The organism is Bradyrhizobium sp. SZCCHNR1053 (assembly GCF_032381235.1).
Classification (GTDB): domain Bacteria; phylum Pseudomonadota; class Alphaproteobacteria; order Rhizobiales; family Xanthobacteraceae; genus Bradyrhizobium.
This window is the reverse complement of sequence record NZ_JAUHJM010000002.1, coordinates 775,243-788,779: the sequence shown is the minus strand read 5'-3', so window position 1 is coordinate 788,779 and position 13,537 is coordinate 775,243. Positions and strand designations below refer to the sequence as shown.

Below are 13,537 nucleotides of genomic sequence, written 5' to 3'. Positions count from 1 at the left end.
CCGCTATGACCACGCCGATCCGCGCAGCTCTGTACCTGCGAGTCTCGACGGGACGGCAGGCCGACAACGACCTCTCGATTCCGGATCAACGCCGCCAGGCAAAAGGATACTGCACCTCGCGCGGCTGGGAGATTATTGCCGAGTATGTCGAGCCCGGTGCGTCCGCCACCGACGACCGGCGGCCGGAGTTCCAGCGCATGATCGATGCCGCGACCGCCAAGCCGCCGATGTTCGACGCGATCGTGGTCCACAGCTTCAGCCGCTTCTTCCGCGATCAGTTCCAGCTCGAGTTCTACGTCCGCCGCCTTGCCAAGAACGGCGTCCGGCTGATCTCGATCACCCAGGAGCTGGGCGACGATCCCATGAGCAACATGATCCGCCAGATCATGGCCCTGTTCGACGAGTACCAATCCAAGGAGAACGCCAAGCACACCCTGCGGGCCATGAAGGAGAATGCCCGGCAAGGGTTCTGGAATGGCGCCCTGCCGCCGATCGGCTACCGCATCATTGCCGGCGAGCAGCGCGGTCACCGCGTCAAGAAGACCCTGGAGATTGATCCCTTCCAGGCCGAGACCGTACGGCTGATATTCCGCTTGGCCTGGGAGGGTGACGGCACCTCGGGGCCGATGGGTGTCAAGTCCATCACCAATCATCTCAACACCAGTGGTATCCGCACCCGTGACGGCGGGCGCTGGGGCATCGACGCTGTCCACAAGGTGCTGACGCGCACGACCTATATCGGCCGTCACCGCTCGAGGCGGTACAGGCGCTGCTCAAGGCCCGTAGCCCGGCGTGGACCGCGCCCCGCATCGTCAGCGGGCCGACCCTCCTTACCGGCATCTGCTTCTGCGCGGCCTGCGGGATGGCGATGACGCTGCGCACCGGCAAGAGTGGGCGATACCGCTACTACACTTGCTCGACCAAGGCGCGCCAGGGCGAGACTGGCTGCAGGGGCCGTACCGTCCCCATGGAAAAGCTCGACAAGCTCGTCGCCGATCACGTCGAACATCGTTTGTTACAGCCCCACCGTCTTGAGAAAATCCTGTCCTCGGTTCTCGACCGCCGCGAGGAACGATCCGAGCGACAAGCGACCCATATCGCCGAATTGCGCAAGCGGGCGACCGAGGCAGACGCCAAACTCAAGCGGCTCTACGACGCCATTGAGAATGGTGTCACCGATCTCTCCGACATGATGCTGAAGAACCGTATCACTGAGCTGAAGGCCATCCGGGACCAGGCCCGTGCTGACACTGAGAGGGCCGAGGGCGCGATCAATCGACAGGGGCCGACCATCACTACGCAATCGATCAAGGCATTTGCCAGGATGGCCCGCAAGCGGATGCGGATCGAGGGGGGCGGCTACCGGCGCGATTACCTCCGCGCGCTCGCCCAGCGCGTCGAAGTCGACGCGCAAGAACTTCGCATCATGGGCTCGAAAAGCGAACTACTGCGCACGCTCGTCGCCGCTTCAAGCGCAAAAACGGCGGGTTTTGGCGTGCCCAGTTCTGTACCGAAGTGGCGCACCCGACACGATTCGAACGTGTGACCTTTGCCTTCGGAGGGCAACGCTCTATCCAGCTGAGCTACGGGTGCGTACGGCAAATCGTTTAGCCGATTGCCCCGGCGACGGCAACGGCCTTGGATGCTCCCGGACCGGGCGGACGGCCGCTCGCGCCGCGAGGCGCGCGGGCAGTTCGGCGGGGGTGCGCGGCCGGCCCGCTCCCGCCGACCGCCCTACGCCGGCACGATGGTCTTGCCGATCGGCCACAAGGCGAGCCCGGCGAGCTTCAGATGGGCCCAGGCGAAGGGCAGGCCGATGATGCTCACCGCGAGCACGATTGCGGTCAGGAGGTGGCCGAGCGCCAGCCACCAGCCGGCCAGCACGAACCAGATGATGTTGCCGAGCAGGCCGAGAACGCCGGTTCCGACGTCCTCCATGCCGGTGAGCTCGTCGCGGCGGACCGCGCGCGAGCCGAACGGCAGCAGCGTATAGGCGGCGATGTTGAAGGCGGCGCGGGACCAGGGCAGGCCGACGATCGTGATCGCCATCACGACCGCGGCGACCAGCCAGCCAAACGCCATGTAGGCGCCGCCGCACAGGATCCAGAGGATGTTCAGAAGCAAGGAAACCGGCTGCATGACGACCTGCCAACTCCGTTGTTGCCGCTCCGGATATAGGAACGCCGCGCCGAGGCCGGTAGCGGGCCGGTCGTCGAAATCTGCGTGGCCTCGCGCCGCAGCCTCGGGACGGCCGGGCGTGGACAGTGCCGGCGAGCCGGCTCAGCCGGCGACCTGCAGGCCCCCTGCCGCCGCCTCCAGGGCAAACAGCTTGCGCAGCTCGGCCGCCGGCTTCGGGGCGCTGAACAGATAGCCCTGCATCTCGGTGCAGCCGAGCTGCCGCAGCGCCGTCTGTTGCGCCCCGGTCTCGACGCCTTCGGCCGTGGTCGTCATGTTGCTGGCGGCGGCGATGCTCACCACCGCCTGGACGATCGCCGACGAGCTGCCGGCGCCGATGTCGCTGACGAAGCAGCGGTCGATCTTGATCTTGTCGAACGGGAACCGCTTCAGATAGCTCAGCGACGAATAGCCGGTGCCGAAATCGTCGAGCGCGATGCGCACGCCCATGTCGTGCAACTGGTGCAGGATGCCGAGCGCGGCGTCGTCGTCGCTGATCAGCACCGCCTCGGTGATCTCGATCTCGAGCCGTTCGGGTGCAAGGCCGGCCGCCGACAGCGCGCCTGCGATCCGCAGCGCCAGGGTCGGCGATTTGAGCTGCACGGGCGAGACGTTCACGGCGATGCGGATGTCGGCGGGCCAATGCGCGGCCTCGGCGCAGGCGGTGCGTAACACCCAGTCGCCGATCTCGTTGATGAGCCCGGTGTCCTCGGCGAGCGGAATGAAGTCGAGCGGCGGCACCATCCCTCGCTCCGGATGACGCCAGCGCAACAGCGCCTCGCAGCCGGTCATGACGTTCTCGCTGAAGCCGAGCAGCGGCTGGTAGTGCAGCTCGAACTGGCCTTCCGTGATCGCCCGGCGCAGGTCCTGCTGCAACTGCAGCCGCGCGCGCGCGTTTTCATCCATCGCCGGCTCGAAGAAACGGAAAGTGCGGCGGCCGCCGGCCTTGGCGGCATACATTGCGAGGTCGGCATTCTTGGTCAGCTGGTCGCGCTCGACGCCGTCCTGGGGCGCCAGCGCGATGCCGATGCTGGCGTCGGTCGACAATTGGTGGCCCAGGCATTTATAGGGCTCGCGGATCGCGTCGAGGATCTCCTTCACGGCCACGATGACCTCGTCCCGGTCCGCAACGGTGGTCAGCAGCACCGCGAATTCATCGCCGCCGAGCCGGGCCACCATATCCTCCGGCGCGAGGCAGCTTTCGATGCGGCGCGCGATCGTCTTCAACAGCTCGTCGCCGACATGATGGCCGAGCGAATCGTTGATGCCCTTGAACTCGTCGACATCGATGTAGAGCAGCGCGAAGAAGGTGCCGCGGCGCACGCGTTCCAGTTCCTCGTCGATGCGCTCCTGGAACAGCACGCGGTTCGGCAGCTCGGTCAATGCATCGAAATGTGCGAGATGGGCGATCTTCTCGTCGGCCAGCCGCCGCTCCGTGGTGTCCTCGATCACGTTGATCAGATAGCGCGGCCGCTGTGCATCATCCGCGACGGCGATGCGCCGCGATGTGATGTAGCGCAAGCCCAGCCCCGGACTCTGCCAGGGATGTTCGGCGAGAAACAGCCCGTCCGACTGCTCCAGAGCCCGGTCGTCGTCCGCCGTCACCTTTTCCGCGACCGGTCGCGGCAGCAGGTCGAACGCCGTCTTGCCGACGATCTCGTCGCGTGGCACGCCGAAGCGCTGCTCGGTCGACTGGTTGACCAGCACGTAGCGGCGGTCGCGGACGTCCTTGACCATGATGTGTGACGGGATGTGGTCGATGATCTCGCGCAGGAATGCGTAGTTGCGGTCGCGCTCCTGCTCGATCCTGCGATGCTCGCTGATGTCCTCGATCGTCGTGACCCATCCGCCCGACGCCAGCGGCTTGTCGATGATGTTGAAGAAGCGTCCGGCTCCGCCCTCCGCGATCATCTGCGACGTGCCGCCTGCCGCGGCTCTGTCGATGATGTCGGCGCAGAAGTCGGTCACGTCGCCGTTGAAGGATCCGCGCGCCTTGCAGTGCGCGATGACCTCGCTGAGGTGGGCACCGGGCCTGATCGCGTCTCTGGACAGGCCGAGCAGGTCGATGAAGCGCTGATTGAACATCACGACGCATGCGTTCGCGTCGAACGAGATCAGCCCCTGCGTCATGTTGTCCAGCGCAGTCTCGACCCGTTGCTTCTCGGTCTCCAGTTGACGCGTTGCCGCACGCCCCTGTCGCACGATCTGCCGGATCATCAGGCTGAACGTCAGGGCGATGACCGCGATCGCAAGCATCGCCGCACCTACGAGCAGCACCATCTGCGATCGCCAGTCCGCGAGCGCATCGTCGACCAGCCTATTGGCCGAGATGACGAGCGGGAAGCGCCCGATCCTGGAGGCGGACGCGATCTTCTCCAGGTTGTCGACGGAGCTCGTGAGCAGGGTCGTGCGCAGGCCACTCTCCGCGACCCCCTTCAGCAGCTCGTCGTTCCCGATCCTGGCGCCCATCAGGGATTCGGCGTGCGGGTAGCGCGCCAGCACGGCGCCGTCGGAATGGACCAGCATGATCGACGAGCCCTTCCCGAGAGCCATCGATTCCAGGAACGTCTCGTAGGTGTGCGGATCCACCCGGCGGGTCAGGAGGCCGAGGAATTCCCCGTTCGGGCCGTTCAGGCGATGCGCGACGATGGTCGCCCAGCCGCCGGTGACGCGGCTCATGACCGGCAGGATCACGAAGCTGTCCGGCCGCGATGCCGATTGCAGGTCCTTGAAGTAGGAGCGGTCCGCGACGTTGATGGCCGGCAGCGGGTCGTTGGACGACCAGTTCACGAAATTGCCGTCGACGTCGATGATCGTGAGGTCTCCCATATAGGACAGGCCACTGACCTGAGACCGCAGCATCTCGCTGATCTCGGGTTTTGCCATCTCGGTCCGGAACGCCTCCGGCGAACCGATCGACCCGAGCTGCATGCGGTGGATCGCATGCGACACCGCGGTCTCGGCATCTTCGAACTGCTGCGCGAAATGCCGGCTCAACAGCAGCACGGTATTTTCGAGCTCGCGCTCGTTGTTGGCGATCGCACGTGTCCGAAAGCCGCTGGCCATGACGATCGTCCCGATGACGATGGCTGCGATCAGAAGCGCGCCGCACGCGATCAGCCATGGCACCGGACCGCGCCAGAGGGACGTGCCAATCCGTTCCGGCTCGCTACCGCCGGTCCCTGACGTGTCTGCTGCGCCCTGCATGCCTTGATCGACCCGGGAGGAAATGACTTGTTGCAAGCAAGCTTGATAACAAGGCACTGGTGCCGGACCGGTTAGGAAATGCGGTTAGCCGTCGCTTAAGGGCGCGTCGAAACTTCGCGGCAAACGATAATTTCCGCATGCGAATACCGTGCGGCCAAAGCTGCGGCGGCGCCGCAGCGCGGAATTTTAAGGGTACTTGCAGCTCAGCGTGTCGCGCCCGGCTTGTTGCGGAGGCGCCCGACGACGCCGGTCGGAAAGAAATAGACGCTGGCGATGAACAGGAGGCCGAGCCACAGCAGCCAGCGGTCGGGATGCAGGAGGCCCGGCAGCAGCGGCAGGCCGGCGTCCGCCGCCGCGGTCGAGGCGATGCCCATCAGGGCCTGGAGATAGTTCTGCGCCAGGATGAAGATCGCCGCGCCGATGATTGCGCCATAGATCGTGCCCATGCCGCCGATCACCACCATCAGCAGGATGTCGAGCATGATCGAGAAGGCGAGCGAGGTGTCGGGGCCGGCATAGCGCAGCCACAGCGCGTTCAGCATGCCCGCGCACGCCGCGATGACAGCGGCGATGCAGTTGGCATAGGTGAGATGGAAGACGGTGCGGTAGCCGAGCGCCTCGGCCCGAAAGCGGTTCTCGCGGATCGCCTGCAGCACGCGGCCGAACGGCGAGTTGACGACGCGCAGCAGCGCCAGGATCATCAGTGCGCAGACCGACAGCACCAGGTAATAGGTCAGGATGCGTCCGTTGATCGGGAAGCCGAACCAGTCCTTGCTGATGAACACGGTGCCCGGGCGCAGGAGCTCCGGCAGTTGGAAGCTGCGGCCGTCCTCGCCGCCCGTCAGCCACGACAATTGCGACGCCAGCACCAGGAAGGCCGAGGCGACCGCGAGCGTGATCATGGCAAAGAAGATCGCCTCGACCCGCAGGGAGAACAGGCCGATCGCGAGCGCCAGCAGCAATGCGAGCGGCAGCCCGGCCGCGACGGCGACCGCGACCGCGGTCCAATTGGGGCCGAGGCCATAGAGCGCGATCGCGATCGCATAGGAGCCGATGCCGTAGAACATCGTGTGCGCGAACGACACCGAGCCGGTGTAGCCCAGCAGCAGGTCGTAGGACGCGACCAGCGCGGCGAAGATGCAGATCTTGGCGGCGACGTTGAGCGCCTTGGCGCCAGGAAAGATGAAGGGTGTCGCCAGCAGTGCCAGGATGATGACGGTGAGCAGGATGGACAGCGCGCGGCTGCGCGGTGGGTCGCCGGACAGGATCATCATCGGCTGGTCACCGCATAGAGGCCGCGCGGCCGCCACATCAGCACGGCGACCATCAGCAGGATGTTGGAGACGAGGGCGAGCTTCGGCACCAGGAAGCCGCCATAGTTGGCAACCATCGCGACCAGCATCGCGCCGATGAAGCAGCCGGTGATCGAGCCGAGCCCGCCAATGATCACGACGATGAATACCAGCACGGTGAGCTCCTCGCCGATCGAGGCATGCACCTGCTCGCGATACAGCCCCCACATCACGCCGCCGACGCCGGCCAGCGCCGAGCCGGTCATGAACACGCCGAGGAACAGCCGGCGGATGCGATAGCCGAGCGCCTCGACCATCTCGCGGTTCTCGACGCCGGCGCGGATCAACAGGCCGATCTTGGTCCGGTTCAGCACCAGCTCGATGGCGACGAAGATCGCGAAGCCGACGAGCATGGCCAGCAACCGGTATTTCGAGATCGCGACGTCACCGATGATGAAGGATCCACGCAACGCCGTGGGCAGCGGCATGGGAATGATCTGCGGGCCGAACAACGCATACAGGGTCTGCTCGGCAACGATGAGGCCGCCGGTGGTCATCAGGATCTGCTTGAGGTGCTGGCCGTAGACCGGCAGCACCAGCACGCGCTCGACGACCAGGCCGAGCGCGCCGGTCACGCCCATCGACAGCAGCGCAGCCGGGACGAGGACGGCGAGATTGGTCAGCAGCGAGTCGGACTGGGCCCAGCCCGCCAATGGCAGCAGCACCAGGGTCGCAACGTAGGCGCCGACGGCGATGAAGGCACCGTGGCCGAAATTGAGCACGTCCATCAGGCCGAATACGAGCGTCAGGCCCGAGGCCATGATGAAGATCATCATGCCCATCGCGAGGCTCGCAACCGTCAGGGTAACCCAGGAGCTCGCTGACCCGACCAGCGGGATCATCAGGAGCGCCAGCACGACCGGCAGCAGCAGCGGCGCGATGTCGCGCTTCGGCTTGGGCAGCGCATCGGTTGCCGCGATCTCGCTCATTGATGCGCCTCCAGGCTGAGGCCGAGCAGGCGCTCCTGCAGCGGCACGTCGGCCGCGAGCGCGGCCATCTCGCCGCGATGGACGATGGTGCCGTTGTCCATCACCAGCACCTGGTCGCCGAGCTCGCGCGCGGCGTGAAAATTCTGCTCGACCAGCAGGATCGTGGCGCCACGGCGCTTGATCTCCTTGAGGCATTCGATCAGCGATACCACGATCGCCGGCGCCAGGCCCTTGGTCGGCTCGTCGATCAGCAGCAGCTTGCGCGGCTCGACGATCGCGCGCGCGATCGACAGCATCTGCTTCTGGCCGCCGGACAGGCTGCCGGCGCGCGACAGCCAGAACTTCTTCAGGGCTGGAAAGAAGCCGAAGATCCAGGCGAGCTGGGCATCGTCGAGCGGACCGTTGCGCGCCGCCAGCACCAGGTTCTCCTTGACCGTCAGGTCGGAGAACACCGCCATGCTCTCGGGCACGTAGCCGACGCCGCGCCGCGCGATGTCGGGCGTCGCGAGCTTTTCGATCGCTTCGCCCGCGAGCGTGATGGTGCCGGTCTTCGCCTGCCACAGCCCCATGATGGTGCGCAAGGTCGTGGTCTTGCCGGCGCCGTTGCGGCCAAGCAGCATCGTGGTCTGGCCCTCGGGCACCTCGAAGTCGACGCCCTGCAGGATGTGATAGCGTCCGATATAGGTCTCGACGCCCGCAAGCTTCAGTAGCGTGCTCATGCCGCGCTCCGCGGCGCGACGCCGAGATAGGCTTCCTGCACGATGGGCGAGGCGATGACCTCCGCCGGCTCGCCGTCGGCGACCAGCTGGCCGTTATGCAGCACGATGATGCGGTCGGCGAGCGAGCGCACGACGTCCATCTTGTGCTCGACCAGCAGGATGATCCTGCTCTTGTCCTGCTTGAGCCTGCCGATCAGGTCGAGCACGACAGGGACCTCGTCGATGCTCATGCCGGCGGTGGGCTCGTCGAACATGAAAACCTTCGGCTCGAGCGCCATCATCAGCGCGACCTCGAGCTTGCGCTGGTCGCCATGCGACAGCGTCGTCGCGGTGACGCTGCGGCGGCCGCCGAGCGCGACCTGGTCGAGGATCGCATCAGCGCGCGCAATCAGGTCGCGCCGCGCCATCCAGGGGCGGAGCAGGTCATAGTGCACGCCGCTCTGCGCCTGCACGGCGAGCCGCACGTTCTCCTCGACGCTGAGATTGGGAAAGAGGTTGGTGAGCTGGAACGCACGTCCCAAGCCGGCGCGGGTGCGCAGCGGCGCTGAGAGAGTGGTGATGTCTTTGCCATCGAACAGGATGGAGCCGGAGGACGCACGCAGCTGCCCGGAGATCAGGTTGAAATAGGTCGTCTTGCCGGCGCCATTGGGCCCGACGATCGCGGTCAGCTCGCCCGGGCGGAAAGTGCAGCTGACGCTGTTGACCGCCACATGGCCGCCGAAGCGGATGGTGAGATCGCGGGTTTCGAGGGTGAGGGCCATATCGTCAGCTGTATGACTTCCAAAGTGGACGTGCCCGGCGCGAGGGCCGGGCACGGATGTCAGCATCTCAGCGCTTGTTGCGGATCGGGACGGTCATCTCGTCGATCTTGATCTCGCGCACCGGCTCGTTGACGGCCCAGGCGAGGTTCGGGTCGACCTTGACGCGGAAGTGATACATGCTTTGCAGCGCCTGGTGATCCTCTTTCCGGAAGACCATCTTGCCCTTCGGTGTATCGAACTCCATGCCTTCCATCGCCGCAATCAGCTTCTCGGTATCGGTCGACTTGGCCTTGGTCACGGCGGTGACGACCGCCATCGCCGCGGAGAAGCCGCCCGCGGTGAAGAAGTCCGGCGGTGCGTTGAAGCGCTTCTGGTGCTCTGCCACCAGCCAGTCGTTCACGGGGTTCTTGGGAATGTCATAATAATAGTAGGTGGCGCCTTCCATGCCGGGCAGCCGCTTGTAGGCGGCAAGCGCCGGCAGGATGTTGCCGCCGGTCGACAGCTCGATGCCGTAGCGCTTGGGATCCATGTCCTGCAGCTTGGTGAGCGGATCGCCGGCGCCGGCCCAGATCACCCAGATGATCTTCTTGCCGGGCTTGTCCTTCAGCGCGTCGAACAGGCGCTGGCCGACGGCGGTGAAGTCGGTGGTGCTGGTCGGCACATATTCCTCGGCGCCCAGCGTCGCGCCGGTCTTGGCCAGCGCCTCCTTGAAGGCGGCGACGCCGTCGCGTCCGAAGGCATAGTCCTGGGCCAGCGTGGCGACGGTGACGCCGGGCTTGCCGATCGCGACCGCGTTGGAGATTGCGTCCTGCGAGGAGTTGCGGCCGGTGCGGAAGATGTAGCGGTTCCACTTCTCGCCGGTGATCTGGTCGGCCACTGCCGGCTCGACGATCAGGATCTTCTTGTTCTCTTCGGCGACCGGCAGGTCGGCGAGCGCCGCAGCGGAGGAGGTCGTGCCGATGGCGATGTCGGCGCCATCGTCCTGATAGGCCTCGGAGAGCGCCGCCTTCGACAAATCGGGCTTGCCCTGGTCGTCCTTGGTGATGATGACGATCTTGCGACCGTCGATCATGTTGGTGCCCTTGGTGGCATATTCGAAGCCGAGGCGAAGACCGGCCTCGGTCTGCTTGGCATAGGCCTCGAGCGGGCCGGTCTTGCCATAGATGAGAGCGATTTTCAGATCGTCGGCCTGGGCGGCGGTGGCCAGCAGGGCTGCAGTCAGCGATGAAACAATGCCTTTGAGAATATGTGACGTCTTCACGAGCCTTCCTCCCAGCTACCGGCGGCTGTTGTCTGCAACTGATAGTGTGCAGGCTCGGCCTGGGTCAAGGCGCTTTCGGCGGCACCCCGTGACGGCTCATTCCTCGGACCGGAGGGCTTTTCCTCCTAAAACTCAGCGCCGATAGCGGCTGCTGCGCGCATAGGCCTGGCGATTTTCCTGCACAGGGCGACTGGCGAGACTGATGCGCGCTTCGCTTGCAAGCGGGGCCGCCGGCTTCAGCTCCTCGAGGAAGATCGGACGCGAGAAGTAGTAGCCCTGCGCATAGCGGATCTTGGTCGCGGCCTGCAGATAGGCGAGCTCCTCGAACGACTCGATGCCCTCCGCGATCACCGTCATGCCCAGAGCCTCGCTCAGGGATTCGATCGCACGCAGGATGCCCTGGCTGCGCGGCCGCTTATGAATGTCGGTGATGAAGGAACGGTCGATCTTGATCTCGTCCGCCGTGATGTCGGCGAGCGCCGACAGCGACGAATAGCCGATGCCGAAATCGTCGATCGAGATGCCGACGCCGATCCCGCGCAGCAGCGGCACGATCTCGTCCTGGAAATGGCTGCGAGTCACGAACGCGTCCTCGGTGACCTCGATCATGAACCGCTTGGGAAAGCCGGTTGCTGCAATCGCCCGGGCGAAGGGCTGCATGAATTCCGGATTCGACGCCTGTTTTGCCGCGACGTTGATGCTGATCGTCGCCTCGGGTCCAAACGCGTCGTTGATCAGATCGATCGACTTGACGATCTCGGCCAGCACGAGATGGGCGAGCTCGTCGATCAGGCCGAGCTCGACGGCGAGATTGATGAAGGAGCCGGGAGCCTGGATCACGCCTTCATTGTCGCGCAGGCGCACCAGCGCCTCGATGCCCTTGATCTCCTCGGTGCGGATGTCGACCTTGGCCTGGAACGCGCAGCAGAAGCGCTTTTCGAGGATCGCGAGCCGCAGCGACTGCTCGACCTTCATGCGCGCCAGCGCCTCGTGCTCCATTGCGCTCGAGAAGAAGGCCAGTGCGCCCTTGCCGCCGTTCTTGACGCGATACATCGCGAGATCGGCGTTCTGGCGCAGCACGTCGTAGCTCGCGCCGTGCTCGGGAAACAGGCTGACGCCAACGGACGCCGAGGCGAATACCTCGGCGCCGTCGATGAAGAAGGGCGCGTTCAGGCGGTTCACCATGTCCTGGAGGAATTCGGCGACCTCCTCGGTGCGCTCGATCGGATGCAGCAGCAGCAGGAACTCGTCGCCGCTGATACGCGACAGCAGGTCCGACTCGCGCAGGTCGCGGCTGATACGCTTGGCGAGCTCGACCAGCAGCGCATCGCCGGTGGCGTGGCCGTAATAGTCGTTGATGTATTTGAAATTATCGAGATCGAGAAAGGCGAGCGCGAAGCGTCCGTCGACCCGGCCGCGCCGGACCAGATGGTCGGCGCGATGCTCGACCACGCGGCGCATCGGCAGGCCGGTCAGCTCGTCGTAATAGGCGGCCCGAAAAAGCTGGTCCTCGAACTCCTTCTGCTCGCTGATGTCGGCCGAGCTGGAGATGAGGACTACCTGGTCACCGATGCGGACCGGTCGATGCGCGGTCAGCAGGGTCTGCGCGCCGCGCTCGCCTGCCACTTTTTCCTCGCCGATCACCGTTCGCCCCCGGCCGAGGATCTCGCGGCAGGCGGTGCGCCGGTTATGGAGATGCGGCGCCGAGAGGCCGTCGATGCTGTTGGCGGCGGCGCCGAGCTGAACGGCGGCGGTGTCGTTGACCAGCAGAAAGCGACCGTGCTCGTCCTGGACCGTGACGCCCGACGGCAGCTGGCTGAGGACGCTACGCAGGAAGCGCAGCTCGGCCTCGGTCGAGCCCAGCCCCTCGTTCGGCCCGGGGGAAAAGTTGAATCGGTCGCTGCTGTACATGCGCCGATTGTGCAAAGTTCCCGCTTCATTTTAGTTAAGCGCTACGTAGAAACACGGAACGCGCGAGCCAAGTATTGGAAATGACGGAGCTTTGTGCCGCGGCGTCATTAACCGTTCGTGAATCGGAGCAGCGACGCGGCCGCACGCATGCGGCGAAAGTCGTAGGCAGCAATGGCCGCCCGGCGGCCGGTTCAGTTCGGTGGCACGCGACACTGCAAGGTGCAGTGAAGGCCGGATTCGAGAAACCTGGTCTCGGTCCTGCCATCGAACGACGACAGCACGGACTTCAGCAATTTGCTCCCGAAACCGGGCTTGCCGATCGGACCGATCGGTGGACCCCCGGCCTCGTCCCAGGTCAGATCGAGGCGGTCCTCCTGCATCGTCCACGACACCTGAAGGAAGCCGCGCGGCGAGGCAAAGGCGCCGTACTTGCCGGCATTGGTCGCAAGCTCGTGAAAGATCAAAGCGAGGCTGACGGCGAGCTTGGCAGGCAGGAACAGCGGCGGGCCGTTGAGCTCGAAGCGGACATGGCCATATGGCCCGAGCTCCGAGACCAGCAGATCCTTCAGGTCGCAGCCCTGTCCGTCGGCGCGCGCGATCAGGTCGTCGGCGGTCGCGAGCGCGCGGATGCGCTGGTCGATGCGGCTCCACACCTGCGGCTGGTCGTACAGCACCTGATGCAGCACGGCGTGAATGGTCGAGGTCTTGTTCTTGAGCCGGTGATGCAGTTCGTCGACCAGGAGCTTGCGATACTGCTCCTCCTGGGCGAGGCGCCGGGCGATCTCGCGCTGTTTGCCGGCCAGGCGCCGGTAGTGATCGACGCCCCAGATCACCAGCATCGCCACGACCATATACATCGCCATCAGCGCGAGCCGGGCGCCATCGGCCGGACCGCCGCCAAAATCGAGCGTCAGGCCGAGCGCTGCGCCAGCGATCGCCGTTGCCAGGCCGACGCCCGATCCGCCCATCGCGGTGGCGAAGAAGACGGCCGCCATGTAGGGCGTGAAGAACACGTCGGGCCGCAGATGCGCCATGCCGTAGCGGATCGCCGTGGCTGCGAGCAGGCACATCGCTGCAAACATGCAGCTCCATGTCAGGGAAGGCTGCTGCTCGCCGCGCCAGATCCGCTTGATGTCGTCGATGAGTCGCGTCATGGACATCCATGAGCCTCAACTGCGCAACCAAATTAAGGCCGCCGTGGCGGTAATTTGTCCGGTTGATG

9 protein-coding genes, 1 tRNA gene and 1 pseudogene are annotated in these 13,537 nt (G+C 65.4%); 1 reads left to right on the top strand and 10 read right to left on the bottom strand.

Going from position 1 to position 13,537, the window contains the following annotated elements; all coding sequences use genetic code 11:
* Nucleotides 1–5: 5 nt before the first annotated feature.
* Nucleotides 6–1,546 (top strand): annotated as a pseudogene (locus QX051_RS29470) (recombinase family protein).
* On the opposite strand, the gene QX051_RS08495 reads toward QX051_RS29470, so the two are convergent.
* From QX051_RS08495 to QX051_RS08450, 10 genes are all read right to left on the bottom strand, one after another.
* A tRNA-Arg gene (locus QX051_RS08495) sits at nucleotides 1,517–1,593 on the bottom strand. The pseudogene QX051_RS29470 and the gene QX051_RS08495 sit on opposite strands and share 30 nt — an antisense overlap.
* Before the next feature lie 141 nt (nucleotides 1,594–1,734).
* Entirely contained in the window at nucleotides 1,735–2,139 is a 405-nt protein-coding gene (locus QX051_RS08490) for a YccF domain-containing protein (protein WP_315773251.1), read from the bottom strand.
* Between the two features lie 141 nt (nucleotides 2,140–2,280).
* Nucleotides 2,281–5,382: an EAL domain-containing protein gene (locus QX051_RS08485; protein WP_315775748.1), complete on the bottom strand. Its 3,102-nt coding sequence runs from the start codon at nucleotides 5,380–5,382 to the stop codon at nucleotides 2,281–2,283.
* A gap of 203 nt (nucleotides 5,383–5,585) precedes the next feature.
* The gene (locus QX051_RS08480) at nucleotides 5,586–6,656 is read right to left on the bottom strand and encodes a branched-chain amino acid ABC transporter permease (protein ID WP_315735395.1); all 1,071 of its coding nucleotides are present in this window, start codon (nucleotides 6,654–6,656) and stop codon (nucleotides 5,586–5,588) included.
* Nucleotides 6,653–7,663 carry a branched-chain amino acid ABC transporter permease gene (locus QX051_RS08475; RefSeq protein ID WP_315775747.1) on the bottom strand — a complete coding sequence of 337 codons (1,011 nt, stop codon included), beginning with the start codon at nucleotides 7,661–7,663 and terminating at the stop codon, nucleotides 6,653–6,655. Before QX051_RS08475 ends, QX051_RS08480 begins: the two co-directional genes overlap by 4 nt.
* A complete protein-coding gene (locus QX051_RS08470; RefSeq protein WP_315773244.1) occupies nucleotides 7,660–8,382 on the bottom strand; it encodes an ABC transporter ATP-binding protein in 723 nt (240 codons plus the stop codon). Before QX051_RS08470 ends, QX051_RS08475 begins: the two co-directional genes overlap by 4 nt.
* On the bottom strand, nucleotides 8,379–9,143 hold the full coding sequence (locus tag QX051_RS08465; RefSeq protein WP_315775746.1) for an ABC transporter ATP-binding protein: 765 nt from the start codon (nucleotides 9,141–9,143) through the stop codon (nucleotides 8,379–8,381). Before QX051_RS08465 ends, QX051_RS08470 begins: the two co-directional genes overlap by 4 nt.
* A 67-nt stretch (nucleotides 9,144–9,210) precedes the next feature.
* Nucleotides 9,211–10,404 carry a substrate-binding domain-containing protein gene (locus QX051_RS08460; protein ID WP_315775745.1) on the bottom strand — a complete coding sequence of 398 codons (1,194 nt, stop codon included), beginning with the start codon at nucleotides 10,402–10,404 and terminating at the stop codon, nucleotides 9,211–9,213.
* Between the two features lie 132 nt (nucleotides 10,405–10,536).
* A complete protein-coding gene (locus QX051_RS08455) occupies nucleotides 10,537–12,315 on the bottom strand; it encodes a putative bifunctional diguanylate cyclase/phosphodiesterase (RefSeq protein WP_315775744.1) in 1,779 nt (592 codons plus the stop codon).
* Between the two features lie 191 nt (nucleotides 12,316–12,506).
* Complete coding sequence (locus tag QX051_RS08450) at nucleotides 12,507–13,475, bottom strand: sensor histidine kinase (protein ID WP_315735382.1); 969 nt, start codon at nucleotides 13,473–13,475, stop codon at nucleotides 12,507–12,509.
* Between the last annotated feature and the right edge of the window lie 62 nt (nucleotides 13,476–13,537).

Bases quoted from the DNA above. Each gene is read 5' to 3' on its own strand.
- QX051_RS08450 (WP_315735382.1), bottom strand. From the start codon at position 13,475: ATGTCCATGACGCGACTCATCGACGACATCAAGCGGATCTGGCGCGGC.
- QX051_RS08470 (WP_315773244.1), bottom strand. From the start codon at position 8,382: ATGAGCACGCTACTGAAGCTTGCGGGCGTCGAGACCTATATCGGACGC.
- QX051_RS08455 (WP_315775744.1), bottom strand. From the start codon at position 12,315: ATGTACAGCAGCGACCGATTCAACTTTTCCCCCGGGCCGAACGAGGGG.
- QX051_RS08465 (WP_315775746.1), bottom strand. From the start codon at position 9,143: ATGGCCCTCACCCTCGAAACCCGCGATCTCACCATCCGCTTCGGCGGC.
- QX051_RS08485 (WP_315775748.1), bottom strand. From the start codon at position 5,382: ATGCAGGGCGCAGCAGACACGTCAGGGACCGGCGGTAGCGAGCCGGAA.
- QX051_RS08480 (WP_315735395.1), bottom strand. From the start codon at position 6,656: ATGATGATCCTGTCCGGCGACCCACCGCGCAGCCGCGCGCTGTCCATC.
- QX051_RS08490 (WP_315773251.1), bottom strand. From the start codon at position 2,139: ATGCAGCCGGTTTCCTTGCTTCTGAACATCCTCTGGATCCTGTGCGGC.
- QX051_RS08475 (WP_315775747.1), bottom strand. From the start codon at position 7,663: ATGAGCGAGATCGCGGCAACCGATGCGCTGCCCAAGCCGAAGCGCGAC.